This window comes from Stenotrophomonas maltophilia (assembly GCF_025642255.1).
GTDB classification, from domain to species: Bacteria; Pseudomonadota; Gammaproteobacteria; order Xanthomonadales; family Xanthomonadaceae; genus Stenotrophomonas; species Stenotrophomonas maltophilia_P.
Genome location: NZ_CP106759.1, coordinates 3001461 through 3027185 on the forward strand (window position 1 = coordinate 3001461; position 25725 = coordinate 3027185).

Annotated in this window: 20 protein-coding genes and 1 riboswitch; of the genes, 10 read left to right on the forward strand and 10 right to left on the reverse strand. The window is 66.9% G+C overall.

Annotation, left to right across the window (positions count from 1 at the left end; translation table 11 throughout):
- Window positions 1–135: 135 nt before the first annotated feature.
- Complete coding sequence (locus tag N8888_RS13875; protein WP_263175266.1) at window positions 136–987, reverse strand: pirin family protein; 852 nt, start codon at window positions 985–987, stop codon at window positions 136–138.
- Window positions 988–1256: 269 nt separating this feature from the next.
- Between N8888_RS13875 and N8888_RS13880 the strand changes: the two genes are divergently transcribed.
- Both N8888_RS13880 and N8888_RS13885 read left to right on the forward strand, forming a co-directional pair.
- Complete coding sequence (locus N8888_RS13880) at window positions 1257–3338, forward strand: carbon starvation CstA family protein (protein ID WP_053519002.1); 2082 nt, start codon at window positions 1257–1259, stop codon at window positions 3336–3338.
- Window positions 3338–3562, forward strand: coding sequence for a YbdD/YjiX family protein (locus tag N8888_RS13885; RefSeq protein WP_053519004.1), 225 nt, complete (start codon window positions 3338–3340; stop codon window positions 3560–3562). The genes N8888_RS13880 and N8888_RS13885 overlap by 1 nt, the downstream gene beginning before the upstream one ends.
- A 70-nt stretch (window positions 3563–3632) precedes the next feature.
- Here N8888_RS13885 and N8888_RS13890 read toward each other — a convergent pair whose 3' ends face one another.
- Window positions 3633–4883: a DUF819 family protein gene (locus N8888_RS13890; protein WP_111186347.1), complete on the reverse strand. Its 1251-nt coding sequence runs from the start codon at window positions 4881–4883 to the stop codon at window positions 3633–3635.
- Between the two features lie 131 nt (window positions 4884–5014).
- On the opposite strand from N8888_RS13890, the gene N8888_RS13895 reads away from it, so the two are divergent.
- Window positions 5015–5401: a VOC family protein gene (locus N8888_RS13895; RefSeq protein WP_263175269.1), complete on the forward strand. Its 387-nt coding sequence runs from the start codon at window positions 5015–5017 to the stop codon at window positions 5399–5401.
- Between the two features lie 14 nt (window positions 5402–5415).
- Here N8888_RS13895 and N8888_RS13900 read toward each other — a convergent pair whose 3' ends face one another.
- Both N8888_RS13900 and N8888_RS13905 read right to left on the reverse strand, forming a co-directional pair.
- Window positions 5416–6702 (reverse strand): sensor histidine kinase, encoded by a 1287-nt coding sequence (locus N8888_RS13900; protein WP_065174832.1) that lies wholly within the window; start codon window positions 6700–6702, stop codon window positions 5416–5418.
- The gene (locus tag N8888_RS13905; RefSeq protein WP_065174831.1) at window positions 6689–7402 is read right to left on the reverse strand and encodes a response regulator transcription factor; all 714 of its coding nucleotides are present in this window, start codon (window positions 7400–7402) and stop codon (window positions 6689–6691) included. Before N8888_RS13905 ends, N8888_RS13900 begins: the two co-directional genes overlap by 14 nt.
- Before the next feature lie 131 nt (window positions 7403–7533).
- Between N8888_RS13905 and N8888_RS13910 the strand changes: the two genes are divergently transcribed.
- The 4 genes from N8888_RS13910 (at window position 7534) to N8888_RS13925 (ending at window position 14177) form a co-directional block, all read left to right on the forward strand.
- Window positions 7534–9237, forward strand: coding sequence for an ArnT family glycosyltransferase (locus N8888_RS13910; protein ID WP_263175272.1), 1704 nt, complete (start codon window positions 7534–7536; stop codon window positions 9235–9237).
- 111 nt (window positions 9238–9348) lie between these two features.
- Entirely contained in the window at window positions 9349–10101 is a 753-nt protein-coding gene (locus tag N8888_RS13915) for a phosphatase PAP2 family protein (RefSeq protein ID WP_193396925.1), read from the forward strand.
- Window positions 10098–11747, forward strand: a complete 1650-nt coding sequence (locus N8888_RS13920; protein ID WP_053519018.1) for a phosphoethanolamine transferase — start codon at window positions 10098–10100, stop codon at window positions 11745–11747. Before N8888_RS13915 ends, N8888_RS13920 begins: the two co-directional genes overlap by 4 nt.
- Before the next feature lie 462 nt (window positions 11748–12209).
- Window positions 12210–14177 carry a M2 family metallopeptidase gene (locus N8888_RS13925; protein WP_262218603.1) on the forward strand — a complete coding sequence of 656 codons (1968 nt, stop codon included), beginning with the start codon at window positions 12210–12212 and terminating at the stop codon, window positions 14175–14177.
- Window positions 14178–14295: 118 nt separating this feature from the next.
- Here the strand turns inward: N8888_RS13925 and N8888_RS13930 are convergent, their stop codons facing one another.
- Together N8888_RS13930 and N8888_RS13935 are read right to left on the reverse strand one after the other, a co-directional pair.
- A complete protein-coding gene (locus tag N8888_RS13930) occupies window positions 14296–14688 on the reverse strand; it encodes a hypothetical protein (protein WP_053519021.1) in 393 nt (130 codons plus the stop codon).
- Between the two features lie 92 nt (window positions 14689–14780).
- On the reverse strand, window positions 14781–16007 hold the full coding sequence (locus N8888_RS13935) for a multidrug effflux MFS transporter (protein WP_263175277.1): 1227 nt from the start codon (window positions 16005–16007) through the stop codon (window positions 14781–14783).
- 301 nt (window positions 16008–16308) lie between these two features.
- Window positions 16309–16411, forward strand: a riboswitch (glycine riboswitch).
- 62 nt (window positions 16412–16473) lie between these two features.
- Here N8888_RS13935 and gcvP point away from each other — a divergent pair.
- Window positions 16474–19341, forward strand: coding sequence for an aminomethyl-transferring glycine dehydrogenase (gene gcvP / locus N8888_RS13940; RefSeq protein ID WP_065174824.1), 2868 nt, complete (start codon window positions 16474–16476; stop codon window positions 19339–19341).
- 83 nt (window positions 19342–19424) lie between these two features.
- Here gcvP and N8888_RS13945 read toward each other — a convergent pair whose 3' ends face one another.
- The 3 genes from N8888_RS13945 to N8888_RS13955 form a co-directional block, all read right to left on the reverse strand.
- Window positions 19425–19835 carry a VOC family protein gene (locus tag N8888_RS13945; protein WP_053519027.1) on the reverse strand — a complete coding sequence of 137 codons (411 nt, stop codon included), beginning with the start codon at window positions 19833–19835 and terminating at the stop codon, window positions 19425–19427.
- A gap of 100 nt (window positions 19836–19935) precedes the next feature.
- A complete protein-coding gene (locus tag N8888_RS13950) occupies window positions 19936–21306 on the reverse strand; it encodes an amino acid permease (RefSeq protein ID WP_263175282.1) in 1371 nt (456 codons plus the stop codon).
- 82 nt (window positions 21307–21388) lie between these two features.
- Window positions 21389–22099 (reverse strand): AraC family transcriptional regulator, encoded by a 711-nt coding sequence (locus tag N8888_RS13955; RefSeq protein ID WP_053519032.1) that lies wholly within the window; start codon window positions 22097–22099, stop codon window positions 21389–21391.
- 113 nt (window positions 22100–22212) lie between these two features.
- Between N8888_RS13955 and N8888_RS13960 the strand changes: the two genes are divergently transcribed.
- Together N8888_RS13960 and N8888_RS13965 are read left to right on the forward strand one after the other, a co-directional pair.
- On the forward strand, window positions 22213–24303 hold the full coding sequence (locus N8888_RS13960) for a catalase (RefSeq protein WP_065182651.1): 2091 nt from the start codon (window positions 22213–22215) through the stop codon (window positions 24301–24303).
- A gap of 35 nt (window positions 24304–24338) precedes the next feature.
- Window positions 24339–24785, forward strand: a complete 447-nt coding sequence (locus tag N8888_RS13965; protein ID WP_111186355.1) for a hypothetical protein — start codon at window positions 24339–24341, stop codon at window positions 24783–24785.
- Window positions 24786–24885: 100 nt separating this feature from the next.
- Here the strand turns inward: N8888_RS13965 and N8888_RS13970 are convergent, their stop codons facing one another.
- The gene (locus tag N8888_RS13970; RefSeq protein WP_111186356.1) at window positions 24886–25677 is read right to left on the reverse strand and encodes a hypothetical protein; all 792 of its coding nucleotides are present in this window, start codon (window positions 25675–25677) and stop codon (window positions 24886–24888) included.
- Window positions 25678–25725: the final 48 nt, after the last annotated feature.

Here is a 25725-nt window from a genome sequence, read left to right on the forward strand (position 1 = left end):
GCCGGGCATGGCCTGATGGATGTGCGTTGCGCGTGTTGTGCCGGAGATCCGCCGGGCATGGCCCGGCGCTACCGACCTCTTCCGCCGGGCATGGCCCGGCGCTACCGGCTTTCTTCGGAGGGGCGGCGTCGGCCCTCAGAACCTGCCTTCCTGGAAATCGACGAAGGCCTGCATCAGTTCCTGGCGCGTGTTCATCACGAACGGGCCATGCCGCATCACCGGCTCCCGCAGTGGTCGGCCGGCCACCAGAATCAGCCGCGCCCCTTCGCTTCCAGCCGAAACGTGCAGCTGTTCACCGCCACCGAGCACCGCCAGCTCCTGGCGGGCCACATCACGTGCGGCATCCTGCTCGCCGACCGTCATCGCGCCTTCGAAGACATAGGCAAACGCGTTGTGGCCTTCCGGAAGCGTGTAGGTCCAGGCACGATCGGCCTCGAGGCGGACGTCCAGATACAACGGATCGGTGGCCGGCTGCACGATCGGGCCGGTGGTGCCATCGACAGTACCGGCGATCACCTTCACCTCCACGCCCGGCTCCGGCTGCACCACCGGAATGCGTTCCGGCGCGAACTCCTGGTACTTCGGGTCCGTCATCTTCTCGCGCGCGGGCAGGTTCACCCACAGCTGGAAACCGCGCATCTGCCCGCTTTCCTGTTCCGGCATCTCCGAATGCACCAGGCCCCGGCCTGCGGTCATCCACTGCACGCTGCCCGGGGTCAACAGGCCCTCGTTGCCGTGGTTGTCGCGGTGGCGCATGCGTCCGTCCAGCATGTAGGTGACCGTCTCGAAACCGCGGTGCGGATGCTCCGGGAAACCGGCGATGTAGTCTTCGGCGCGGTCCGTACCGAATTCATCCAGCAGCAGGAACGGATCCAGATCCGGCAGCGTCGGGCCGCCGATGACACGGGTCAGGCGCACGCCGGCGCCGTCGGACGTGGGCATGCCACGGATGGTGCGCAGGACGCGGACCGGTTCGGGAAGGCTCATGGCGACTCCTGTTGGATGGATGCCACTGAAGATGGACGCCGCGGCGCCGTCCGCCAATGGATGACGCCGCAACCGATTGTTCCATCCCTGGTGTTCGCCGGGCGTCATGCCGGCGGTTCCACGACACGGATGTCTGCCCGCAGCCCATGCCGCACACGCGGTCACCACCTTCGTACGACCAAAGTACTACCGCCGATGGGCCCCGCACGCATTGACCCTGTAAAGGGCACGCGGGACTCTTTGACTGTCTTTCCGGGAGAGAGCACCTCATGAAAGGGTTTGCCAAACTGGGTTGGGCGGCACTCGCCCTGCTCGGCGCGTTCTGTCTGGGCACCGTGGCCTTGCGCCGCGGCGAACACATCAACGCGCTGTGGATCGTCGTCGCCGCTGTTTCGATCTACCTGATCGCCTATCGCTTCTACAGCCTGTTCATCGCCAACAAGGTGATGCAGGTGGATCCGACCCGGGCTACGCCGGCGGTGATCAACAACGATGGCCTGGACTACGTGCCGACCAACAAGCACGTGCTGTTCGGCCACCACTTCGCGGCCATCGCCGGCGCCGGTCCACTGGTGGGCCCGGTGCTCGCGGCGCAGATGGGCTACCTGCCCGGACTGCTGTGGCTGGTGGTGGGCGTGGTGCTGGCCGGTGCGGTACAGGACTTCATGGTCCTGTTCCTGTCCAGCCGGCGCAACGGCCGCTCACTGGGCGATCTGGTCCGCGAGGAAATGGGACAGGTGCCCGGCACCATCGCGCTGTTCGGCGCGTTCCTGATCATGATCATCATCCTGGCGGTGCTGGCGATGGTGGTGGTCAAGGCGCTGGCGGAAAGCCCGTGGGGCATGTTCACGGTGATAGCCACGATGCCCATCGCGATCCTGATGGGCATCTACATGCGCTACATCCGGCCGGGCAAGATCGGCGAGATCTCGGTGGTGGGCCTGGTGCTGCTGCTGGCCGCGATCTGGTACGGCGGCAAGGTTGCTGCAGATCCGGTGTGGGGCCCGGCCTTCACCTTCACCGGCACGCAGATCACCTGGATGCTGATCGGCTACGGCTTCGTCGCTTCGGTGCTGCCCGTGTGGCTGTTGCTGGCACCGCGCGACTACCTGTCGACCTTCCTCAAGATCGGCACCATCGTCGCTCTGGCCATCGGCATCCTGATCGTGATGCCCGAGCTGAAAATGCCCGCACTGACCCAGTTCGCCGCCAGTGGCGATGGCCCGGTGTGGAAGGGCGGCATGTTCCCGTTCCTGTTCATCACCATTGCCTGCGGCGCGGTATCCGGTTTCCACGCGCTGATTTCCTCGGGCACCACGCCGAAGCTGCTGGCCAATGAATCGCACATGCGCTACATCGGCTATGGCGGCATGCTGATGGAATCGTTCGTGGCGGTGATGGCGCTGGTGGCTGCGTCGATCATCGATCCGGGCATCTACTTCGCGATGAACAGCCCGGCGGCGGTGATCGGTGCCGATGCGGCGTCTGCCGCGCACTACATCACCAACACCTGGGGCTTCACCATCACGCCGGAACAGCTGACCGCCACGGCCGCCGCGATCGGCGAACCGACGATCCTGCACCGCGCCGGTGGTGCTCCGACGCTGGCGGTGGGCATCGCAATGATCCTGCATGAAGCCATTCCCAGCGGCAGCGACGCGATGATGGCGTTCTGGTACCACTTCGCCATCCTGTTCGAAGCGTTGTTCATCCTGACCGCCGTGGATGCGGGCACCCGCGCAGGCCGCTTCATGCTGCAGGATCTGCTGGGCAACTTCATTCCGGCGCTGAAGAAGACCGAGTCGTGGACGGCCAACATCATCGGCACGGCCGGCTGCGTGGCGCTGTGGGGCTACTTGCTCTACACCGGCGTGGTCGATCCGTTCGGCGGCATCCAGACCCTGTGGCCGCTGTTCGGCATCTCCAACCAGATGCTGGCCGGTATCGCGCTGATGCTGGGGACGGTGGTGCTGTTCAAGATGAAGCGTGACCGCTATGCCTGGGTGACCGCAGTACCGGCCACCTGGCTGCTGATCTGCACCACCTATGCCGGCTTCATCAAGATCTTCGACAGCAACCCGGCGCAGGGCTTCCTGGCGCAGGCGCACAAGTTCCAGGCCGCCATCGCCAGCGACACCATCACCGCACCGGCCAAGTCGGTGGCGCAGATGCAGCAGATCGTGGTCAATGCCTACGTCAACACCGGCCTGACCGCGCTGTTCCTGCTGGTGGTGGGTGCGGTGCTGACCTATTCGATCCGCACGATCCTGGCCGCACGCCGCAATCCGCAGCGCAGCGACCGCGAGACCCCGTACGTGGCGCTGAAGCCGCATGAAATGGTGGATCTGTAATGAGCACGCAACTGGTTCCCGTTGGCCAGTACCAGGCGCACCGCCGCGTGTGGCGACGCCTGGTGCAGACGGCACGCCTGTGCTGTGGCATCCCTGATTACGACAACTACGTCCGGCACATGCTGGAGAAGCATCCGGACCAGGAACCGATGGACTACAAGACGTTCTTCCGCGAACGTCAGGAAGCGCGGTACGGCGGACGCAACGGCGGACGCTGCTGCTGAAAGGCATGACGCGGGCGCCGGGCATGAAACCCGGCGCCCGTTGCAGGGAGACGCAGGGCGCGACCCGCGCTCAGCCGTTGGCCATCCACTTCAGGATCAGGCCGGTGACGTAGGCCAGCCCGGTGCCGGTGGCATAGCCCACCGTGCCGAGCAGCACGCCGACCGGTGCCAGTGTCGGATGGAAGGCCGCAGCCACCACCGGCGCCGATGCCGCCGCACCGATGTTGCCCTGCGAACCAATGGCGAAGAAGAACAGCGGTGCACGGACCAGCTTGGCCACGGCCCACAGCACCAGCACGTGGGTCGCCATCCAGATCGCGCCGAGCAGGAACAGCCACGGCCGATCCAGCAGCGACAGCAGGTTCATCTGCATGCCGATGCAGGCGATCAGGAAGTACAGGAACACCGTGCCCAGGCGCGAGGCACCCGCCGCTTCCAGACGACGTGCACGGGTGAAGCTCAGGCCCAGGCCCATCGCGGTGGACAGCAGGATCACCCAGACGAACTGGCTGTCCAGGCTGAACTGGCTGGCCCAGCTCACGTTGGCCTTGAACCAGCCCGACAGCGGCGCGGCGATCGCGTGCGCCAGGCCGACACCGCCCAGGGCAACGCCGACGATCACCATCAGGTCGGTCATGCTGGGAATACGTGCGTTCTGCGCTTCATAGGCGCTGATGCGCGCCTTCATCTCGTCGATGGCACGGGTGTCGGCACCGTTGCGCGTGTCGATCTGCTGCGCGCGGTTGGCCAGGAACAGCAGGATCGCCATCCACAGGCTGGCGCAGGCCACATCGACCACGGCGAACTGCCCGAAGGTCGTGGCATCGGTACCGAAGATCTCGCGCATGGCGACCATGTTGGCGCCACCGCCGATCCAGCTGCCGGCCAGCGCCGCCATGCCAGCCCAGGTGTCACCGGCCACGGTTTCCGGGTGGATCAGCTTCATCACCTGGAACGAGACGATGGCGCCGAGCATGATGCCGGCGGTACCGGCACAGAACACGAGCAGCAGCTTCGGGCCGAGCTTGATGACCCCTTTGAGGTCGATCGACAGGGTCAGCAGGACCAGCGCGGCAGGCAGCAGCACATCGCGTGCGACCGGGTTGTACAGCGACGTGTTGTGGCCATCGATGACACCGGCGGTGTTGTAGATGGCCGGGATGAAGTAACACAGCAGCAGGGCCGGCACCCAGGCGAAGATCTTCTTCAGCAGCGGGGTGGGACCACTGGCGGCCCAGAAGATCAGGGCCAGGGTGGCGGCAATCAGGCCCAGGCCAACGATGTCGTTGCTGATAAGGGCAGTAGCGGGTTCGGTCGGCATGGGATCCTCTGTCGATCGAAAGAGCGGAAAAAAAAGCGCCGCATAAGGCGGCGCGGGTCGAGATTAACACCCTCTTCACGGCGGGTCATGCTGCAGTGCCGGCCTCGCCTTTCCCGAAACGGAGCGTGTCCATGCAACTGGGTGCCTTCTCGGTCAGCCTTTCGGTCAAGGACCTGGCCGCCTCGCGCGCGTTCCATGAGGCGCTGGGCTTCTCGATCACCGGCGGCGATGCGACGCAGAACTGGCTGGTACTGCGCAACAACGGTGTCGTCATCGGCCTGTTCCAGGGCATGTTTGAAGGCAACCTGCTGACCTTCAACCCGGGCTGGGACCAGCACAAGCAGGAACTGCCGCGTTTCCAGGACGTCCGCGAACTGCAGGCAGCGTTGGATGCGCAGGGTATCGCGCTGCAGGTCCGGGCCGATCCCGACAGTGAAGGCCCCGCCTTCCTGCAACTGATGGATCCGGACGGCAACGTGATCCTGGTCGACCAGCATGTGCCGCGGCCGAAGGCCTGACCCCGCGACTGCGATCATCCGCCTGGGCGCGAAGCACCGAAATCCAGCGTGGCCTGCGTCCCGCGCGGCTCGCAGGGCTGCAGCTGCAGGGTCCAGCCAAGGTGCTCGCACAGGCGCGCGATCAGGTCCAGGCCGATCCCGCCACGATCGACACGCTCTCCCCGGGCCATGCGTGCGTGGATCGCAGCGATCTCCTCCGGGCTCATGCCATGCCCCGGGTCCTGCAAGGTCAGCACCGCCGAAGCGCTCAGGCGCAGTTCGATGTGCCCGCGGCCGCTGTTCTCGATCGCGTTGCGCAACAGGTTGCCGATCGCCGCCTGCACCACCGCCAGCGGGGCAACGATGTCCACCGGCGCGGCCTGGATACCGATGCTCAGGTCCTTGTCGCCCAGCAGATGGCGATGATGCTCGACGATGTCCGGCAGCAGCTGGTCCAGTGCGATGCGCTCGGCACGCGCCGCCAGCCGCGCCGGATCGCGCGCAAGCACCAGCAGCAGTTCGATCAGCTGCTCCACGCCCTGCGCGGTGCGCAGCACGCGCTGGATCTGCTGCCGGGCACGGTCTGGCAGGCCCGGCTGCTCCAGTGCCAGCTCGGCGGCGCCGGTCATCACCGCAATCGGGGTGCGCAGCTCATGGCTGGCAGTGCTGATGAACACCCGCTCGCGTTCAACGAACTGCTCGTTGCGTTCGAGGTAGTCATTCAACGCATCGGCGATGGTGTGCAGCTCGGAACTGCCACGCGGGTCGACATCGATGCGCTGGCCCTGCGCGCCCGGCCGCAACGCGCCGATGCGCTGCGCCAGCAGGCTGAGCGGACGCACCATGCGCTCCATGCCGAAGGACGCCATCAGCACGGTGACGAAGATCATGATCACCCCGGCCAGCATCACCCACCGCGTGGCGAACTGCTCAAGGTCGTGGAAGTCGGAGATGTCCAGCACCAGCGCAACGCGCCCCATCGAGTCCGTATCACGCACCATGACCGCCGTTTCGCGGTCCTTCACCATCACCCCGTCATGCAGGCCGGGATGCAGGGTGCGCAGGCTGTCAGGCAGGTTCACCGCGTCGAAACGGTACAGGCTGAGCGTGTCCGAGTCCTGCCATCGATAGTGTGGCTCGTGCTCGACATGCTCGACGATGCTGTCCAGTTCGGAGTTGAGCAGCGCGCGCCAGGCGGCGTGTTCGGCGTGCTCGTGCACATAGTTGCCCACGCTGAACACCGCCAGCGAAAGCAGTGCCAGGTAGCCCAGCAGCCACCACAGCACGCGGCGGTACAGCGGGCCGGGTCTACGCACCTTCATCGTCATTCCTGCCGGCCTCGGCGGCGGTGGGCAAGGCCAACCGGTAGCCGACCCGCGGCAGCGTGTGGATCAGCTTGTCCACGAACGGTCCATCCACGCTGCGGCGCAGTTCGTAGACATGCGAGCGCAGCAGGTCGCCGTCCGGTGGCTCGTCGCCCCACAGGGCGAATTCGAGCTGCTGGCGGGTGACCGCGCCGGGGCTGGCGCGCATCAGCACTTCCAGCAGCTTGCGGCAGGCCGGATACAGATGCAGGACCTGTCCGGCGCGCTGCGCCTCCAGGGTCGCCAGGTCCAGCACCAGATCACCCACCTGCAGCCGCTTGCGGGGGTTGCGTCCCTGTGCCCGCAGCAGCAGGGCCTCCAGCCGCACTTCCAGCTCCGGCAACGCGAACGGCTTGGTCAGGTAGTCATCGGCGCCGGCACGGAAGCCGGCAATCTTGTCCGGCAGTTCGTCGCGTGCGGTCAGCATGATCACCGGCACCTCCGAGCCATGCTCGGCACGCAGGCGGCGAAGCACTTCCGGCCCCTCCATCCGGGGCAGCATCCAGTCCAGGATCACCGCGTCATAGGGATGGCTGCCCGCCAGATGCAGGCCGGTGATGCCATCGGGGGCCACATCCAGCACATGGCCGCGCGACTCGAAGTAGTCGAACAGATTGGCCACCAGCTGCCGGTTGTCCTCGATCACCAACAGGCGCATGCATGAAAGTTCCACGGAAGTTCGTACCATGGTAGCGCCACGCATGTCGGAATGAGGTCGCCCCGGCGATACTCCGACGCTTTTCCCACCCCCGCCGCCTCAAAATGGCCGTTTTGCTCCCGGAGCCTGCCGTGCCCGTAGCCCTGCCCCGCCGTTGGCGCCTGCCCCTGCTCTGGCTGTTGATCATCGCGGCGCTGGCTGCCGGCATCGGCATGCGCCAGCCGCAGCCACCGGACGAACCCCGCTTCGTACTGGCCGCCAGGACCATGGTGGAAAGCGGGGAATGGCTGCTGCCGCACCGTGGCAGCGAGCTGTATGCGGAGAAGCCGCCGGTGTTCATGTGGCTGCAGGCGGCGGCCTACGAAGTGGTAGGCAGCTGGCAGTGGTCGTTCCTGCTGCCTTCGCTGCTGGGGGCCCTGCTCAGTCTGTGGTTGGTGTCGGATCTGGCACGCCGACTGTGGTCGCCGCGCCACTCCCTCTATGCCATCGGCGCCCTGTTCTGCACCCTGCAGTTCGGCCTGATGGCCAAGCGTGCGCAGATCGATATGGTGCTGGTCGGGATGACGACGCTGGCCCTGTGGGGCCTGCTGCGGCATCTGTGCGAGCGACGCAACGTGCCGGCGCTGTGGCTGGCCGGCTTTGCCGCCGGCCTGGGCACGGTGACCAAAGGCGTAGGTTTCCTGCCGCTGCTGATGGTGCTGCCCTGGTTCGGCTGGTGGCTGTACCAGCATCGCCGCGGCCGTCGCATCGAGGGCCCGCACCCGGCGACCCTGCTGTGGCTGATCCCTGCATTCCTGCTCGGCGTGGCCGTCTGGCTGGCCCCGCTGGGCTGGGCCCTGCTGCACGAACCCAGTGCCTCGCTGCAGTCCTATGCGCATGAACTGCTGTTCAAGCAGACCGGCACCCGCTATGCCAACGCCTGGCACCACCGGCAGCCGGTCTGGTACTACCTGCAGGTGATCCTGACACTGTGGCTGCCGGGTGCCCTGTTGCTGCCGGTGCTGGCCCGCCCGTGGTGGCGGCGCCTGCGCCGTGGCGACCGCCGGCAGTGGCTGCTGCTGGGGTGGGCGCTGCTGGTGCTGGTGTTCTTCAGCGCCAGCCCCGGCAAGCGCGAGGTCTACCTGCTGCCGATGCTGCCTGCCGTGGCCCTTGCCGCCGCGCCCCTGCTGCCCGGCCTGCTGCGCAGGCTGTGCGTGCGCCGGTATCTGTTCGGTTACAGCCTGGTGCTGATGCTGGCAACCGCCGTGCTGGGCGTGATGCTGCTCACCGAAAGTCACTGGGCGCAGGCGCAGCTGCAGCGGCGTGCGATGCCCGACACCCTGCTGCCGGTGCTGGGCGACGGCCTGCTGACGTTCGCGATCGCCGTGGCTACCCTGGCCGTGTGGTTGCGCGTGCGGCGCGCCGCCCCCCTGGTACTGCTCACCCACGGCCTGCTGTGGATGCTGTACGGCCTGGTGCTGATTCCGGCGCTCGACCCCTACGCCTCGTCGTCGGCGCTGATGCGCCGGGTCGGCGCGAGGATCGGCCCCGATGCCGAACTGGCACTGGTGGCCTGGCGCGAACAGAACCTGCTGCAGGCCGACCGCGCCGTGCGCGAGTTCGGCTTCAAGCGGCCCTGGCCTGAACAGTGGCACGACGCCGGCCCCTGGCTGGCCGAAGCACCCGACCGGCGCTGGCTGCTGGTACTCGACAAGGCCATGAGTCCCTGCGTGGATGCCGCCCAGGTGATCGACATCGGCGTCGCCAACCGCAACCGCTGGCAGCTGGTGCCCGGCACTGCCTGGGATGCCGGCTGCCACGCCGAGCGGGCCGGCGCCAACGAAGAAGAAGACTGAATCATCCCCCACGCGGGCCGGCGGTTAACCCGGCCCGAACGCAGGTCCGACCCTTCTCCGACATCAACCTGACGAGCATGGCGCCGGTTCATCGTCACGGTGTTTTCCTGCATGTCCGTCCGTCCTCCCGTCTCCGGGGTTGCTTCGGCCTACTCCACGCTGGCATCGCGGTTCGCCGTGACCCACCTGTGGCTTCCACTGCTCATCGTGCTGCCCCTGTTCGCCGTGTTCATGGAGGGGGGAGCCGATCAATGGCTGGCTGACCACCTGTTCCGGTTGGAGGGCGGCCGCTGGGCACTGCAGGACGCGTGGTTCACCCGCTCGCTGGTGCACCGGGGCGGCAAGTGGTTCAGCACCGCCGCGGCGCTGGTGGTGATACTGCTGAGCTTTCACCACTGGCGCCGCGGACGTGATCGCACCCTGCGATGGGCGCTGCTTTATGTCGTAATTGCCCTGGCGCTGGGAACCGGCGGCGTGTCTCTGCTGAAGTCGCTGGTGCCGATGGACTGCCCGTGGGATCTGCTGCGCTACGGCGGCCACCAGCCTTATATCGGGCTTTTCAGCCATCGTCCGGCCGACATGCCGATGACCGCGTGCTTTCCCGCCGGCCATGCCAGTGCCGGCTATGCCTGGCTGAGCCTGTACTTTTTCGCCCTGCTGTGGCGTCCTGCCTGGCGCTGGACCGGCCTGGCACTGGGCCTGGGCAGCGGGCTGCTGTTCGGCATCAGCCAGCAGCTGCGGGGTGCACATTTTCTGTCGCATGACCTTGCCACAGCCCTGCTGTGCTGGCTGCTGTCACTGGGGCTGTACGTTCTGGTCCGCCATCACCTGGACCGCACCAACCGCCTGGAGGCGAACGCATGAATGCTTCGGTCCAACGCTCGTTCCGTGTGCCATCGCTGGCCGTCCTGCGCAGCTGGCGGCCACAGCTGTCCACCGAGGCGTTGATCGCGCTGACCAGCCTGTTCTTCGCCCTGGCCGGCAACGGCCTGTTCTGGCGCAGCGCGATGGCCAGCCACCCGGAGAGCCTGCGCTACGCGGTGTCGCTGCTGCTGTTGCTGCTCGGCACGCATGGCCTGCTGCTGGGCCTGCTGGTCTGGCGCTGGAACGCCAAGGTGGTGATCAGCGCGCTGCTGCTGGTAACGGCCTTCGCCGCCCACTACATGAGCCGTTACCACATCTATCTGGACGCGGACATGCTGCGCAACGTGCTGGCGACCGATCCGAAGGAAAGCCGCGAACTGATGACGGTCTCGCTGCTGTGGCCGGTACTGCTGCTGGCGGCACTGCCGATGGTGCTGGTGTGGCGGGTGCAGCTGCAGCGGCGCAGCTGGGGGCGCAGCCTGCTGTGGCGCCTGGGCTTCCTGGCAGTGGCTGCGGTGACCGCTGTTGGCGGTGCACTGATCTCGTTCCAGGACGTCTCCGCACTGATGCGCAACCAGCGTGAAGTGCGTTACCTCGCCACCCCGGCCAACGTGCTGCTGGGTCTTCCACGTGCACTGCGCGGCGACAACCCGGTGCAGCGCGCGCCGAAACTGCCGATCGGCACCGACGCCAAGGCCACCCCACGCGCTCCGGCAAGCAAACCGCGGCTGCTGGTAATCGTGATGGGCGAGACCGTGCGTGCACAGAACTGGGGCCTCAACGGCGGCCGCAATACCACGCCGGAACTGGCCCAGGCACCGGTGATCAACTTCCCCGACATGCACTCCTGCGGCACCAGCACCGAAGTTTCGCTGCCCTGCCTGTTCTCGCCATGGGGACGCCACGACTACGACGAGAAGAAGATCCGCGCGCACCAGTCGCTGCTGCACGTACTGAACCGCGCCGGCATCGCACCGCTGTGGCGTGACAACCAGTCCGGCTGCAAGGGCGTGTGCGAGGGGCTGGACTTCCAGTCGCTGTCCGATGCGACCACCCCGGGCCTGTGCGCCGACGGCCGCTGCATGGACGAGATCCTGTTGCAGGACCTGGCCACCCAGGTGCGTGCCAAACCCGGCGACCGCGTGGTCGTGCTGCACCAGCTGGGCAACCATGGCCCGGCGTATTTCGAGCGCTATCCGGCCGCCTTTGCCCGCTTCAAGCCAACCTGCGACACCCGTGACATCGGCCGTTGCTCACGCGAAGAGATCACCAACAGCTATGACAATGCCGTGCTGTACACCGATCATTTCCTGAGCAAGACCATCGGCACGCTGCAGGGCATGCAGGACTACGACACGGCGATGATCTACCTGTCCGACCATGGCGAGTCGCTGGGTGAGAAGGGCCTGTACCTGCACGGCGTGCCCTATGCGATCGCCCCGGCCGAGCAGACCCGCGTACCGATGACGATGTGGTTCTCGCCGGGCTTCGCCAGCAGTCGCGGGCTGGACCTGCAATGCGTGCGCAAGCGTTCGGCAGCGTATACCGACCACGACAACCTGTTCCCGTCGGTGCTGGGCCTGATGCAGGTGAAGACGGCGCTGTACGAGCGCGATCGCGACGTGTTCGCCGGCTGCGAGAGCTGAGGGGCGGGGGCGGAAGGGCTTGCAGCCCTGCACCTGCAGAAGCCAAGGCAACGTCAACGTCAAAAGCCGAAGCGGCATTCCGTGGGATGGCGGGTTCACTCCGCTGTTGGTAGGTGAAATTCCGGGGTCAGATCCGTTTTCCTGCGGAAAACGGATCTGACCCCAAGAGCATTTCCGACAGATCGCAGAGAACTGTCGAAGGCGGGGTGGGTCCGGTTGCGGGGGCGTGAGCGCCATGGATGGCGCGACCGAGCCTACAGGGACGTATTTACGGCGTCCCCCGCAACCGGCCCCACCCCGCCGACTCATAGGAAACCCGCTTTTGCTCCGGCCGTTGCCGTCGCAGTTGCTTCTGCGGGTGCAGGGCTGCAAGCCCTGCCGAACCCCACCAACCTTCCCCACTTGCGGTGGGCACGCGCGCCCACTAGCCTTCGGCCGTCGTTCACCACCCAAGGACCGCCCGTGAAACACCGTCATCTCCTGCTGGCCGCTGCTGTCGCCGCCGCCACGCTGGCCCTGGCTGCCTGCAAGAAGGAAGCTTCCCCCGGCGCCGAGAGCGCCGGCAGCAGCGCACCGGCCGGCGAGACCGCCGACCAGTTCGTTGCCCGCATCAATGCCGAATACAAGGCTGCCTATCCGGAGATGACCTCGGCGCAGTGGCTGTCTTCCACCTACATCAACAGCGATTCGGAGCGCATCGCGGCCAAGGCCAACGAGCGTTCACTGACCCAGCTCAACAGCTGGATCGAGCAGGCCGCGAAGTTCGAGGGCCAGCCGATGAGCGCAGACAGCAAGCGTGCGATCCATCTGCTGAAGCTGATGTCCTCGATGCCGGCACCGCGCGACCCGGCCAAGCTGGCCGAGCTGACCCAGATCGCCACCCGCATGGAGGGCAGCTACGGTGCTGGCAAGTACTGCACCGATGCCAACGACCCGGCCTCCTGCCGCCAGCTGGGGGAACTGGAACAGGTGCTGGCACGCAGCCGCGACTACGACGCGCAGCTTGATGCCTGGCAGGGCTGGCACAGCACCACGCGGAACATGCGTGGCGACTACCAGAAGTTCGTCAGCCTGGTGAACGAAGGTGCCAAGGGCATGGGCTTCACCGATGCCGGGCAGATGTGGCGCAGCGGCTATGACATGCCGCCGGAGCAGATCGGGCCGGAAACCGACCGCCTGTGGGAGCAGGTCAAGCCGATGTACGAGCAGCTGCACTGCTACGCGCGCGGCAAGCTGGACAAGACCTACGGCAAGGACAAGGCCGAGGTGGGTAATGGCCTGATCGCCGCGCACCTGCTGGGCAACATGTGGCAGCAGGACTGGTCCAACCTGTGGGACCAGCTGGAGCCCTATCCCGGTGCCGGAAGCCTGGACATCACCGCCGCACTGGAAAAGCAGTACCAGACCAACCTGAGTGCTGCGCTGGCCAAGGCTGGCAGGGATGCCAGCGTCGCGGGCCAGTACAGGGCACAGCGCGAAGCCGAACTGCGTACCGCGAAACAGATGACCGAGCGCGCACAGGATTTCTACGTGTCGCTGGGCATGCCCTCGCTGCCGCAGTCGTACTGGGACAAGACCCAGTTCATCAAGCCTGACGACCGTGACGTGGTCTGCCACGCCAGCGCCTGGGACATGAACATGGAAGGCGATGTGCGCACCAAGATGTGCATCAAGCCGAACGAAGAGAACTTCACCACCATCTATCACGAGCTGGGCCACATCTACTACGACCTGGCCTACAACCCGTTGCCGCCCCTGTTCCAGGGCGGCGCCAACGATGGCTTCCACGAAGCAATCGGCGACACGATCGTGCTGGCGATGACGCCCAAGTACCTGAATTCGATCGGTCTCGTTGATGCACCGCAGGAAAGCCGCGAGGCCGTGATCAACGCGCAGATGCGCATGGCGCTGTCGGGCGTTTCATTCCTGCCCTTCGGCCTGATGATCGACCGCTGGCGCTGGGGCGTGTTTGACGGATCGATCACCGCCGACAACTACAACAAGGCATGGTGGGACCTGAAGGCCAAATACCAGGGCGTTGCCCCGGCCAGCACCCGCGGCGAGGAGTTCTTCGATCCGGGCGCGAAGTACCACGTGCCGGGCAATACGCCGTACACCCGCTACTTCCTCGCCCGCATCCTGCAGTTCCAGTTCTACAAGGGCCTGTGCGATGCATCGGGTTACAAGGGCCCGCTGCACGAGTGCACCTTCTACGGCAACAAGGAAGCCGGCCAGAAGTACTGGGCGATGCTCAGCAAGGGCGCCAGCCAGCCGTGGCAGGCCACGCTGAAGGAGCTGACCGGCACCGACAAGCTGGATGCCGGCCCGATGATCGAGTACTTCAGCCCGGTCAATGAGTGGCTCAAGCAGCAGAACGAAGGCCAGATGTGCGGCTGGCAGGCCAGCGCTGCGGCCCCGGTGGCGAAATGAGAAAAGGGGCGGATCCGCGAGGATCCGCCCCTTTCGTTCCGGTGGCGCCGGGCCATGCCCGGCGGCCTTGATCACACCGCTGCGTTCGCCGCGCATGGCCCGGCGCTACCCACACGGGTCAGCTGTTCTTCTTCGCCGCCATCGCGGCGGCCAGCTCGGCCTTGTATTCCTCGAAGGTCTGGCCCTTCTCCCTGGCCTCGGCCTGCGCGGCATCACGCAGCGCGTCGGAATACATCAGACGCACCGGCGTACCGTTGCGCTCGTGCAGTTCACCGGCCTGCATGATCAACGCCAGCACCTGCGCGGCGCTCTCGCTATGCCCGGCGATACGGCCATCCATGCCCAGCACCCACTCGCCATCGCGGCGCACGACACCTGCCAGCAGCGTGCGCTGCGCATCGCGCAGTTCGGCATGCGGCTCCACCGGCGAAGTCTGGGCAGCGGCCTTGTTGGCAGCCTTCTCTTCCTGGCGGCGGCGCTGGTCGCGACGGGTCTTGGAGGTGGTGGACATGGGGGGCGGCATCGCTACGGGGGGGCGCAAGGATAGCGCACCCCGGCCGTGGCGCCGCTTCACGGGTCGCCCGCCACCGCCCCTGCGGCCGGTCAGAGGTCCGTGACCACGGCCTGCACTGCGCGCTCACGGCGGTGTTCCCAGTACCAGAACACAAACCCGGCGGCGAAGAAGCCGGCCTGGCCCAGCGCCAGATGCAGCGGGCTGGCACTGAGCAGGGGCGAGACGACACCGGCCACCACGGTGCTGACCATCAGCTGCGCGAAGGCCTGCAGCGACGAGGCCAGGCCGCGCTGGTGCGGATACATGTCGAGCACGGCCAGCGCCAGGATCGGGAAGATCAGCGCCATGCCCATGCCGCCCAGGAAAATGGGCAGTACCGCCCACGGCAGCGCGAACTGCGGCGCCAGCACCACGTAGCCGACGTTGAGCAGTGCCGACAGCGCGCACAGGGAGAAGCCGATGGTCACCTGCCGGGTCGGCGTGGTGTGCCCGGCCATGCGCCCGGACAGGAACGCGCCGGCCGTCATGCCACCGATGGTGGGAATGAACAGCCAGGCGAAGTCGCCTTCGCCCAGATGCAGGTGCTGCATCACGAACACCGGCGCGGACGCGATGTACAGGAAAATGCCGCCGAAGCCGATGCTGCCGGCAAGTGCCAGGCGCAGGAAACGCGGGTTGAAGCCGATGCGCACATAGTCACGCAGCAGTGCGCGCGGCGACAGCGGTACCCGCGCCTCCGGCGGATGCGTTTCCGGCAGGAAGCGCGCGGTGGCCACCAGCAGCAGCAGCGAGAACACCACGAGGAACCAGAAGATCAGCGGCCAGCCGGCACCGCTGAGCAGAATCCAGCCACCGATGATCGGGGCGATGGCCGGCGCGATGCCGAACAGCATCGAGACCTGGCTCATCAACCGCTGGGCGTCATGGCCGTGGTACAGGTCACGGATCACCGCGCGGCCGACGATCATGCCCACGCCCGCCGACAGGCCCTGCAGCGCGCGGAACGCCAGCAGGGTCGGCAGATCGGTGGACAGCGCGCAGCCGACCGAGGCCCCGGCAAACACCACCAGGCCGCCGAGAATCACCCGCTTGCGGCCCCAGGCATCGGACAGCGGCCCGTGCGCCAGGCTCATCAGGCCATAGAACAGCAGGTAGACGCTGATGGTCTGCTGGACGGCCACCTCATCCACCGACAGGCGCTGGGCCAGCTGCGGGAAGGCCGGGAAAATGGTGTCGATGGAGAACGGGCCGAACATGGCCAGGCCCGCGAGCAGCAGAGCCATGCGACGGGTGGACGGAGCAACAGCGGCGGTCATGTGAACGGTGTCCGGCAAGGCCATGCGCGGCACGCACGGCGGGCGCCGGTCCCGCTGCAGCAGGGACGGCGCCAGATGAATTCGGGTATCCGCCCATCATAGGCGGGGAATGCGCCCGATGCCATGCAGCACCGCACAAAACGCACGCCCCGGGCCATCGGCCATTCAGGCGCCGGCCCTGCCCGGGCGGCCCCGGCAGCGGGCCATAACCGGCTATAATTGGCGGGCAACACGGTGGGAGAAGCGGAACACCGCTGCCGAAGGCGCAACGCCCGTAATCGCTCAGGCCCGATACCACCCGCAACACAACTCTGGAGAGACCGGTTCGATCCGGCGCCGAAGGGGCACGAAGCTGCGGCCAGCCGCGCTTCCAAACTCTCAGGCAAAAGGACAGAGGGGCGCCCCGCAGCCCGCCATCCGGCGGCTTGTGCCCGTGCGTGTGCCCTTTCCTGACGGATCCTTCGCCATGTCCCAGAACACCCCTTCCCTGCGTGAGCTCGAGCACCACAGTGCGTTCGTCGAGCGCCATATCGGCCCCAATGACGCCGAGATCGCGCAGATGCTCGACGTCGTCGGCCACGCGTCGCTGGATGCGATGACCGATGCCATCGTGCCGGCCAAGATCAAGTCGCCGGCAGCGCTGGCGCTGCCGGAGTCGATCACCGAAGTGGAGGCGCTGGCGAAGATCCGCGCGATCGCCGACAAGAACACCGTGCTGCGCAGCTTCATCGGCCAGGGGTATTACGGCACCCACACGCCGAACGTGATCCTGCGCAACATCCTGGAAAACCCGGCCTGGTACACCGCCTACACCCCGTACCAGGCAGAGATCTCGCAGGGCCGCATGGAAGCGCTGATCAACTTCCAGACCCTGTGCGCCGACCTGACCGGCATGGAGATCGCCAACGCCTCGCTGCTGGACGAAGCCACCGCAGCGGCCGAAGCGATGACCCTGGCCAAGCGTTCGGCCAAGTCGAAGTCGGACACCTTCTTCGTGCACGATGCCGTGCACCCGCAGACCCTGGAGCTGCTGCGCACCCGCGCCGAGCCCATGGGCATCGTGCTGCGCGTCGGCACCCCGGCCGAAGCGCTGGAAGCAGACAGCTTCGGCGTGCTGCTGCAGTATCCGGATACGTTCGGCCAGGTGGCCGACTACCGGGCACTGGTCGAGGCCGTGCATGCACGCGGCGGCCTGGTCGCCGTGGCCACCGATCTGCTGGCGCTGACCCTGCTCGCCGCACCGGGCGAATGGGGCGCGGACATCGTGGTCGGCAACAGCCAGCGTTTCGGCGTGCCGTTCGGCTTCGGTGGCCCGCACGCGGCGTTCATGGCCTGCCGCGATGCCTACAAGCGCTCGATGCCCGGCCGCCTGATCGGCGTCTCGATCGATGCGCAGGGCAACCCGGCCTACCGCCTGACCCTGCAGACCCGCGAGCAGCATATCCGCCGCGAGAAGGCCACCTCCAACATCTGTACCGCACAGGTCCTGCTGGCGGTGATGGCCTCGATGTACGCCGTCTACCACGGTCCGGAAGGCCTGACCCGCATCGCCCGCCGCACCCACCGCCTGGCCGCGATCCTGGCCGCCGCACTGCGCAAGGCCGGCGTGCAGGTTGCTGGCGACTTCTTCGACACCCTGCACGTCACCGGTGTGCACGCCGATGAGATCCACGCCAAGGCGCGCGCCGCCGGCTACAACCTGCGCGCGATCGACAGCGACTCGGTCGGCATCAGCCTGGACGAGACCGCCACCCGCGCCGATGTGGTTGCGCTGGCCGCCGTCTTCGGTGCCCAAGCCGATGTCGATGCACTGGATGCCAGCACCGCCGACGCGCTGCCGGCCGGGCTGCTGCGCCAGTCCGCGTTCCTGACCCATCCGGTGTTCAACACGCACCACAGCGAGCACGAACTGCTGCGCTACCTGCGCTCACTGGCCGACAAGGACCTGGCGATGGACCGCACGATGATCCCGCTGGGCTCGTGCACCATGAAGCTCAACGCCACCGCCGAGATGATCCCGGTGACCTGGCCGGAGTTCTCGCAGATCCATCCGCTGGTGCCGGCCGACCAGGCACTGGGCTACAAGGAACTGATCGAGTCGCTGGAAGCGATGCTGGTCGAATGCACCGGCTACGATGCGGTCAGCCTGCAGCCGAACTCGGGTGCACAAGGCGAGTACGCCGGCCTGCTGGCGATCCGCGCCTACCACCGCTCGCGTGGTGAGGAGCATCGCGACATCTGCCTGATTCCGGATTCGGCCCACGGTACCAACCCGGCCTCGGCACAGATGTGCGGCATGAAGGTGGTGGTCACCAAGACCGATGCCAACGGCAATGTCGATGTCGAGGACATCCGCCTCAACGCCGAGAAGTACAGCGACCGCCTGGCCGCGATCATGATGACCTACCCGTCCACGCACGGCGTGTTCGAGGAGGAGGTGGTCGAGATCTGCGAGATCATCCACAAGCACGGCGGCCAGGTGTACACCGACGGTGCCAACATGAACGCCCTGGTCGGCGTGGCCAAGCCGGGCAAGTGGGGTTCGGACGTTTCCCACCTGAACCTGCACAAGACCTTCTGCATCCCGCACGGCGGCGGCGGCCCGGGCGTCGGCCCGTGCGCGGTCAAGGCGCACCTGGCCCCGTTCCTGCCGGGCAAGCTGGGTGACAACGGCCCCGTCGGCATGGTCAGCGCCGCCAGCTTCGGCAGCGCCTCGATCCTGCCGATCAGCTGGATGTACATCGCGATGATGGGCCGCGAGGGCCTGCGCAAGGCGACCCAGGTCGCGCAGCTCAATGCCAACTACATCGCCAAGCGCCTGGCGCCGCACTTCAGGACGCTGTACACCGGCCGCAACGGCCTGGTGGCGCATGAGTGCATCCTCGATGTGCGCCCGCTGGAGAAGAGCAGCGGCATCGGCGCCGAGGACGTGGCCAAGCGCCTGATCGACTTCGGCTTCCACGCGCCGACGCTGAGCTTCCCGGTGGCCGGCACGCTGATGGTCGAGCCCACCGAAAGCGAGTCGCTGCATGAGCTGGACCGCTTCATCGACGCCATGATCCAGATCCGCGAGGAAATCCGTGCGATCGAGGATGGCCGCCTGGACCGCGAGGACAATCCGCTGAAGAACGCGCCGCACACCGCCACCGCGGTGACGGCCAGCGAGTGGACCCACGCCTACCCGCGCGAGCTGGCCGCCTTCCCGCTGCCCAGCCTGAAGCTGCAGAAGTACTGGCCGCCGGTGGCCCGCGTCGACAACGTCTACGGCGACAAGAACGTGATGTGCGCCTGCATCCCGGTCGACGCCTACAAGGACGATGAAGTCGAAGCGTGATTGACAGAACGGCCCGCGCAAGCGGGCCGTTTTCGTTTACGGTAGCGCCGGGCCATGCCCGGCGAGCGCAGCGGCTGAACCGATCACGGATCCGGCATCTGCCCCAGGCTCAACTGCCAGGACACACCGAACCGGTCCTGCACCCAGCCGTAGCGATTGCTGAAATCGTAGTCGCCCACCGGCATCAGCCAGTGCCCGCCCTCGCCCAGCACGCGCGCCGCGCGCTCGAACTGTTCGGCGCCACCGCACTCGACGAACAGCGAGATCGACGGACTGAAGGTGAAGTCGTGCACATCCAGGCTGTCGAAGCACAGATAGTTGGTGCCGCCGAGCATGAAGGTCGCCTGCCGCACCTGGCCGGGCACTCCCGCCCCTGCGCCGTCGGGATGGCGTTGCAGGGCAAGCAGCCGGAAATCGGCGAACGCCTCGGCGTACAGGGCCAGGGCCGCCTCGGCCTGGCCGGTGAACATCAGGAACGGACGACTGCGCAGCATGGGGTGCTCCAGTTCAGCGGGCCGATGACGGCCCCACGAACAGGATGGCACGCAGGATGTATGCCCGCTGTAGAGCCGAGCCCACGCTCGACTGTACGGATCAGGCCTCGCGCATGCGGCGCGCGATGGCACTGCCGGCCGCGATCGTGGCGGTCAGGGCCACCATCGATAGGAACTGCAGGCGCGTATGCGCCTCGCTCAGCAGCAGGCCGAAGATCAGTGCCAGGATCGCCAGGGCGCAGCAGGTCAGCCACGGGAAACCGGCCATGCGGAACGGCAGGCGCGAGCCGAGGCGGTCCGCACGGCGGCGCAGCACCAGTTGAGAAAGCAGCGACAGCGTCCACACCAGCAGGCAGGTCGAGCCGACGATGTTCAGCAGTACCGGCAGCACCTTGTCCGGGAACAGCAGTTCCATCACCGTCGCGGCAAACCCGAACAGCACGCTGGCCAAAACGGCGATCACCGGTACCTGCCGCGGGTCGGTCCAGCCCAGCACGGCCGGTGCCTCGCGGCGCTGCGCCAGCGAATACATCATCCGCGACGCGCCGTAGAGGTTGGCGTTGAGGGCCGACAGCAGGGCGATCACTGCGATCAGCGTGATGGCCGTGCCCGCCCCCGGAATGCGGGCCGCATCCAGCACCGCGGCGAACGGCGACTTCAGCGCTTCGCTGGTCCACGGCACCACGGCGATGATCACGCTCAGCGAGCCGATGTAGAACACCAGGATGCGCCAGGCCACGGTGCGGATGGCGCGGGCGATGCTGCGCTCGGGATCCTCGGTCTCGGCCGCGGCAACGGCCACGATCTCGGTGCCGCCGAAGGCGAACACCACCACCAGCAGGGCTGCGCCGATACCGGCCAGGCCCTGCGGTGCAAAACCGCCGTGTGCGGTGAAGTTGCTCAGTCCCGGAGAGGTCACCTGCGGCAGCCAGCCCATCAGCAACGCGAAACCGATGGCAATGAACGCCAGGATCGCCGCCACCTTGAGAATGGCGAACCAGAACTCGAACTCACCGAAATTCCTGACCCCCAGCAGGTTGATCGCGGTGAAGAACAGCATGAACGCCAGGGCGGCCATCGGCACCGGAATGGCAGGCCAGACGGTGGCCAGCAGGCCCGCCGCTCCCACGGCCTCGGCGGCGATCACGATCACCAGCTGTACCCACCAGAGCCAGCCGACAGTCGCCCCTGCCGTGGCGCCCATGGCGTCGGCGGCATAGACCGAGAACGCGCCGCTGGTCGGCTTGGCCGCCGCCATTTCGCCCAGTGCGTTCATCACGATGATCACCAGTGCGCCGGCCACCAGGTACGACACCAGCACCGCCGGGCCGGCCGCCTGTACGCCCACACCGGACCCCAGGAACAGGCCCGCGCCGATGGCGCTGCCCAACCCCATCATGATCAGCTGGCGTGGCTTGAGCGAATGGCCCAGGCGGGAGGGCGAGGCAGGCGTAACAGGGCTGGCGGGCATCGGCAGGAGTGGGCGGCGGCTACAGGGGCGTCACCTTACCCTGTCCCGCGCCTGTGGGGATAGGCACAGTGCAGCAGGCCGCTCAGGCCAGCGCCGGCTCGCCGATGCGGGCGCGGTAGGCGCGCGGCGAGAAACCGGTTTCGGCCTTGAACTTGCGGGTGAACGCGCTCTGGTCACTGAACCCGCAGGCCTGGCCGATGCAGGCGATGCTGTCGTCGCCATGCAGCAGATGCATGGCCATCTGGATCCGCAGCCGCGTCAGCACCTGCTGCGGGGTCATCTGGAACACCTTGCGGAAGCTTCGCTCCAGCTTGGACAGCGAGAACCCGGTGATGTCCAGCAATGTCTGCATGCGCACGTTCTCGGCGTAATGCGCGTTGAGATGGGCCAGGGCCAGCCGCAGCTGCTCGTACTGGGTTCCCAGGCTGTCTTTCTGGCCCAGGTCGCGCGAGATGCCGATCAGGCCCTCGATGCTGCCGTCGACCACCAGCGGCCGCTTGCAGGTCAGGCACCAGCCCGGCTCGCGGTTGGCGAACAGGTGCAGCTCCATCAGGTTCTCGATCACCTCGCCGGACAGCACGCGTGCGTCCTGGTCGACATAGTCCGCACTGAGGCCGGTCGGGTAGATCTCGGCCGCGGTACGCCCGATCACGTCCTTGCGCGCGCGCAGGCCCAGCCGCCGCAGCATGGTCTGGTTGACGTGGGTGTAACGGCCCTGGCGGTCCTTTATGAAGAACAGCACGTCCGGGATGGCGTCGAACAGGGCTTCGATGTCGGCAGGCTCGACTCGCATGCGCCAAGCATAGCCGAGGCGCCCTTGTCCGCGCGATCACCTGCGCGGGACCGGGGCTTAACGTCTGGCGCGCGAGGGTAGACGTTGACTTCCCCGCTACAGGACCTGAACCCATGGCCGCCAGCAAGCCCTCCGGCAAGCGCGCACCCGCCCCCTCCCCCGACCATCGCCGTGGCGACGGCGACGAACTGCACCTGCACGCCGGCGGCACGCACCCCCCGATGACCACGGCCCAGGGCATCCCCGTCGCCGACAACCAGAACTCGCTGCGCCAGGGCCCACGAGGCCCCACCCTGCTGGAGGACTTCATCCTCCGCGAGAAGATCACCCACTTCGACCATGAGCGCATCCCGGAGCGCATCGTGCATGCCCGCGGCAGCGCCGCCCACGGCTATTTCGAACTCACTCACTCGCTGGCCAAGTACACCCGTGCGCGCATCCTTGGCGAAGTCGGAAAGAAGACTCCGGTGTTCACCCGCTTTTCCACCGTGGCCGGCGGTGCCGGGTCGGTCGACACCCCCCGCGACGTGCGGGGTTTCGCGGTGAAGTTCTACACCCCTGAAGGCAACTGGGACCTGGTGGGCAACAACATCCCGGTGTTCTTCATCCAGGACGCAATGAAGTTTCCCGACCTGGTGCATGCGGTGAAGATGGAACCGGACCGCGCGTTCCCGCAGGCAGCGAGCGCGCACGACACGTTCTGGGACTTCATTTCGTTGATGCCCGAATCGATGCACATGATCATGTGGGCGATGAGCGACCGCGCCATTCCACGCTCGCTGCGCATGATCGAAGGCTTCGGCGTGCACAGCTTCCGCCTGTTGAACGAGGCCGGCGACTCCACCTTCGTCAAATTCCACTGGCGGCCGAAGCTGGGCATCCAGTCCACGGTGTGGGACGAGGCGTTGAAGCTGCAGGCCGCGGACAACGATTTCCATCGGCGCGACCTGTTCGAGGCGATCGAGCGTGGCGACTTCCCCGAATGGGAACTGGCCGTGCAGCTGTTCACGGAAGAGGAGGCCGACGCATTTCCGTTCGATCACCTGGACCCGACCAAGATCATTCCCGAATCGCTGGTGCCGCTGAAGGTGATCGGGCGCATGGTGCTGGATCGCTGGCCGGACAACTTCTTCGCCGAAACCGAGCAGGTGGCCTTCTGCCCGGCCAACGTGCCGCCCGGCATCGACTTCAGCAACGACCCGCTGCTGCAGGGCCGGTTGTTCTCCTACCTGGATACCCAGCTGATCCGCCTGGGCGGGCCCAACTTCCACCAGATCCCGGTGAATGCGCCAAAGTGCCCGTTTGCCAACCACCAGCGCGATGGGCATATGCAGATGCAGGTGCCCAAGGGCCGCGTGGCCTACGACCCCAGTTCGCTGGAGGACGACAGCCCGCGCGAGACACCGGCCGGATTCCGCAGCCATGCCAGCGCGGATGACGGCCGCAAGGGGCGCACGCGTGCCGAGAGCTTCGCCGACCATTACAGCCAGGCACGGATGTTCTTCCGCAGCCTGGAAGCACCCGAGCAGGCCCATCTGGCCTCGGCGCTGGTGTTCGAGCTGTCCAAGGTGGAAACGCTGAAGGTGCGGGTGCGTACCGTCAGCCACCTGCGCAACATCGACGAAACCCTCGCGCAGCGGGTGGCGGAAGGACTGGCGCTGCCCGCCCTGCCCGACCCGGCGCCCACTGCTACGCCGGCACAGGACATGCCCCCCGCACCGGAAGTCCGCGTGATTGGCCGCAACAAACCCACCCTGCAAGGGCGCTGCATCGGCATCCTGTTTGATGAAGGCTCCGATGCCGGTGTCATCAGCAGCCTGCGCAAGGCCGCAGAGAAGGCCGGCGCGGCGGTGAAGCTGGTGGCTCCCAAGGTGGGCGGCGCCACCCTGAGCAACGGCAAGCTGCAAGCGGCCGACGGGCAACTGGCGGGGACTCCATCGGCGGTGTTCGATGCGGTCGCGATCGTGCTCAGCGAGGAGGCCGGCAAGCGGCTGTCCAGCGACAGCGCGGGGCTGGAATTTGCCAGCACCGCGTGGGCACACCTGAAGGCCATCGGCAGCGATGAAGGAGGCCGGGTGCTTCTCAAGGCGGCGCGCGTGGGCAAGGATGCAGGCATCGTCGACGCGGGCGATGCCGGCGCTTTCCTCGCCGTCGCCGCCACCCGCCAGTGGGCCCGCGAACCGAAGCTGCGGCAACTGGCCTGACCGCCTCACCCCCATCGCCTGCAAGGAGACGTGTCATGCCCCGTGGAGACAAATCCGCCTATACCGACAAGCAGAAGCGCCAGGCCGAACACATCGAGGAAAGCGAGCGCGAGCGTGGTGCCAGTGAGAGCACCGCCGAGCGCATCGCGTGGGCCACCGTGAACAAGCAGGATGGCGGAGGCAAGCGCAGTGGCAGTGCCCGCAAGGGCGCCAAGAAGACTGCGAAGAAGGCGGCGAAGAAAACTGCGAAGAAGGCGGCGAAGAAGGCACCGGCAAAGAAGGCCGCAACGAAGAGCACTGCGGGAAAAGCACCGGCGAAGACTGCCGCAAAGAAGACTGCCGCGAAGAAAGCGCCCGCGAAGAAGTCCACCGCCAGCACGCGCAGTGCAGCCGCAAAGAAGGCAGCGGCAACCCGGGCGGCAAAGAAGGCGGCACGCTCGACCGCCGCGAAGAAGGCGGCGCGCACCCGCGCAGGCGGTTGAGATGCACCCGGCAGCGCAGCGGGCACACGATGCCTGCGGCCCTGCACGGTGACGTGGCGCACGCCGGGCAGCATCAGCACCCGGCGGCGCCACGGCTCAGTCAATCGCCGGCCCGGCCCTTGGGCGCGGGTGCCGCCACGGCCACCGCCTGCAGCTTGCGCACCGCAGCGATCGGAATCGCTTCGGCCCGTCGCTGCTGCGGCCACCAGACGAACAGGAATGCGCTGCTGGAGCCCAACAGGCGCGCGGTGCCGGGCAAGGGCGCCGCGTCGCCGTTCAACTGCAGGCGGATCACTTCCCCACGTCCCTCGTTGCGGATCTGCTGCCCCCGCACCTGCACGTAGTTGGCCGCGCCGATGGCCATGAACGCAGCCACGGCCAGGGTCATCGCCGTCAGCGGCCGCAGACCTACGCCCTCCCAGCTGGTCAGTACCGAGCGCATGAGCACCGCCCGCCATGCCCAGTTGCGTGCGCGCAGTTGCTCGAGCTTGGCCGCATTGCGCATACGTAGCGTTTCCGGCCAGCTCACCAGCAGCACCAGCAGCACGCCCGCAGCCAGCAGCAGTGCATAGGCCGGGTCACGGATGCCGGCCACCAGGAAATCGCTGGGCTGCAGGTAATCCAGAATCGACAGCTCGAATCCCCGGTAGAACCAGAAGCTGCACCACAGCCCCAGCAGCGACACCAGCAGATAGGCAGTGGAGAACAGCAGTGCCGGCTCACGGCGCATGCGGGACAGCGCCTGCATCACCGCCGAGTCATCATCGCCACGGGTCAGCGGCAGCATCGACCAGTCGGTCGCTGCTTCCGGCTCCGGTGGCGCCGCAGCCACCTCGATGCCCTGCACCCGCGGCACATCGCCATAGGTCCCTTCCGGTTCCCTGTTGTCCATGCCCGCTCCCCTTTTCAGCGAGCATCGCCGAAAAAGGTGGCGCGCGGT

Bases quoted from the DNA above. Each gene is read 5' to 3' on its own strand.
- N8888_RS13875 (WP_263175266.1), bottom strand. From the start codon at position 987: ATGAGCCTTCCCGAACCGGTCCGCGTCCTGCGCACCATCCGTGGCATG.
- N8888_RS13880 (WP_053519002.1), top strand. From the start codon at position 1,257: ATGAAAGGGTTTGCCAAACTGGGTTGGGCGGCACTCGCCCTGCTCGGC.
- N8888_RS13885 (WP_053519004.1), top strand. From the start codon at position 3,338: ATGAGCACGCAACTGGTTCCCGTTGGCCAGTACCAGGCGCACCGCCGC.
- N8888_RS13890 (WP_111186347.1), bottom strand. From the start codon at position 4,883: ATGCCGACCGAACCCGCTACTGCCCTTATCAGCAACGACATCGTTGGC.
- N8888_RS13895 (WP_263175269.1), top strand. From the start codon at position 5,015: ATGCAACTGGGTGCCTTCTCGGTCAGCCTTTCGGTCAAGGACCTGGCC.
- N8888_RS13900 (WP_065174832.1), bottom strand. From the start codon at position 6,702: ATGAAGGTGCGTAGACCCGGCCCGCTGTACCGCCGCGTGCTGTGGTGG.
- N8888_RS13905 (WP_065174831.1), bottom strand. From the start codon at position 7,402: ATGCGCCTGTTGGTGATCGAGGACAACCGGCAGCTGGTGGCCAATCTG.
- N8888_RS13915 (WP_193396925.1), top strand. From the start codon at position 9,349: ATGTCCGTCCGTCCTCCCGTCTCCGGGGTTGCTTCGGCCTACTCCACG.
- N8888_RS13920 (WP_053519018.1), top strand. From the start codon at position 10,098: ATGAATGCTTCGGTCCAACGCTCGTTCCGTGTGCCATCGCTGGCCGTC.
- N8888_RS13930 (WP_053519021.1), bottom strand. From the start codon at position 14,688: ATGTCCACCACCTCCAAGACCCGTCGCGACCAGCGCCGCCGCCAGGAA.
- N8888_RS13935 (WP_263175277.1), bottom strand. From the start codon at position 16,007: ATGACCGCCGCTGTTGCTCCGTCCACCCGTCGCATGGCTCTGCTGCTC.
- gcvP (WP_065174824.1), top strand. From the start codon at position 16,474: ATGTCCCAGAACACCCCTTCCCTGCGTGAGCTCGAGCACCACAGTGCG.
- N8888_RS13945 (WP_053519027.1), bottom strand. From the start codon at position 19,835: ATGCTGCGCAGTCGTCCGTTCCTGATGTTCACCGGCCAGGCCGAGGCG.
- N8888_RS13950 (WP_263175282.1), bottom strand. From the start codon at position 21,306: ATGCCCGCCAGCCCTGTTACGCCTGCCTCGCCCTCCCGCCTGGGCCAT.
- N8888_RS13955 (WP_053519032.1), bottom strand. From the start codon at position 22,099: ATGCGAGTCGAGCCTGCCGACATCGAAGCCCTGTTCGACGCCATCCCG.
- N8888_RS13960 (WP_065182651.1), top strand. From the start codon at position 22,213: ATGGCCGCCAGCAAGCCCTCCGGCAAGCGCGCACCCGCCCCCTCCCCC.
- N8888_RS13965 (WP_111186355.1), top strand. From the start codon at position 24,339: ATGCCCCGTGGAGACAAATCCGCCTATACCGACAAGCAGAAGCGCCAG.
- N8888_RS13970 (WP_111186356.1), bottom strand. From the start codon at position 25,677: ATGGACAACAGGGAACCGGAAGGGACCTATGGCGATGTGCCGCGGGTG.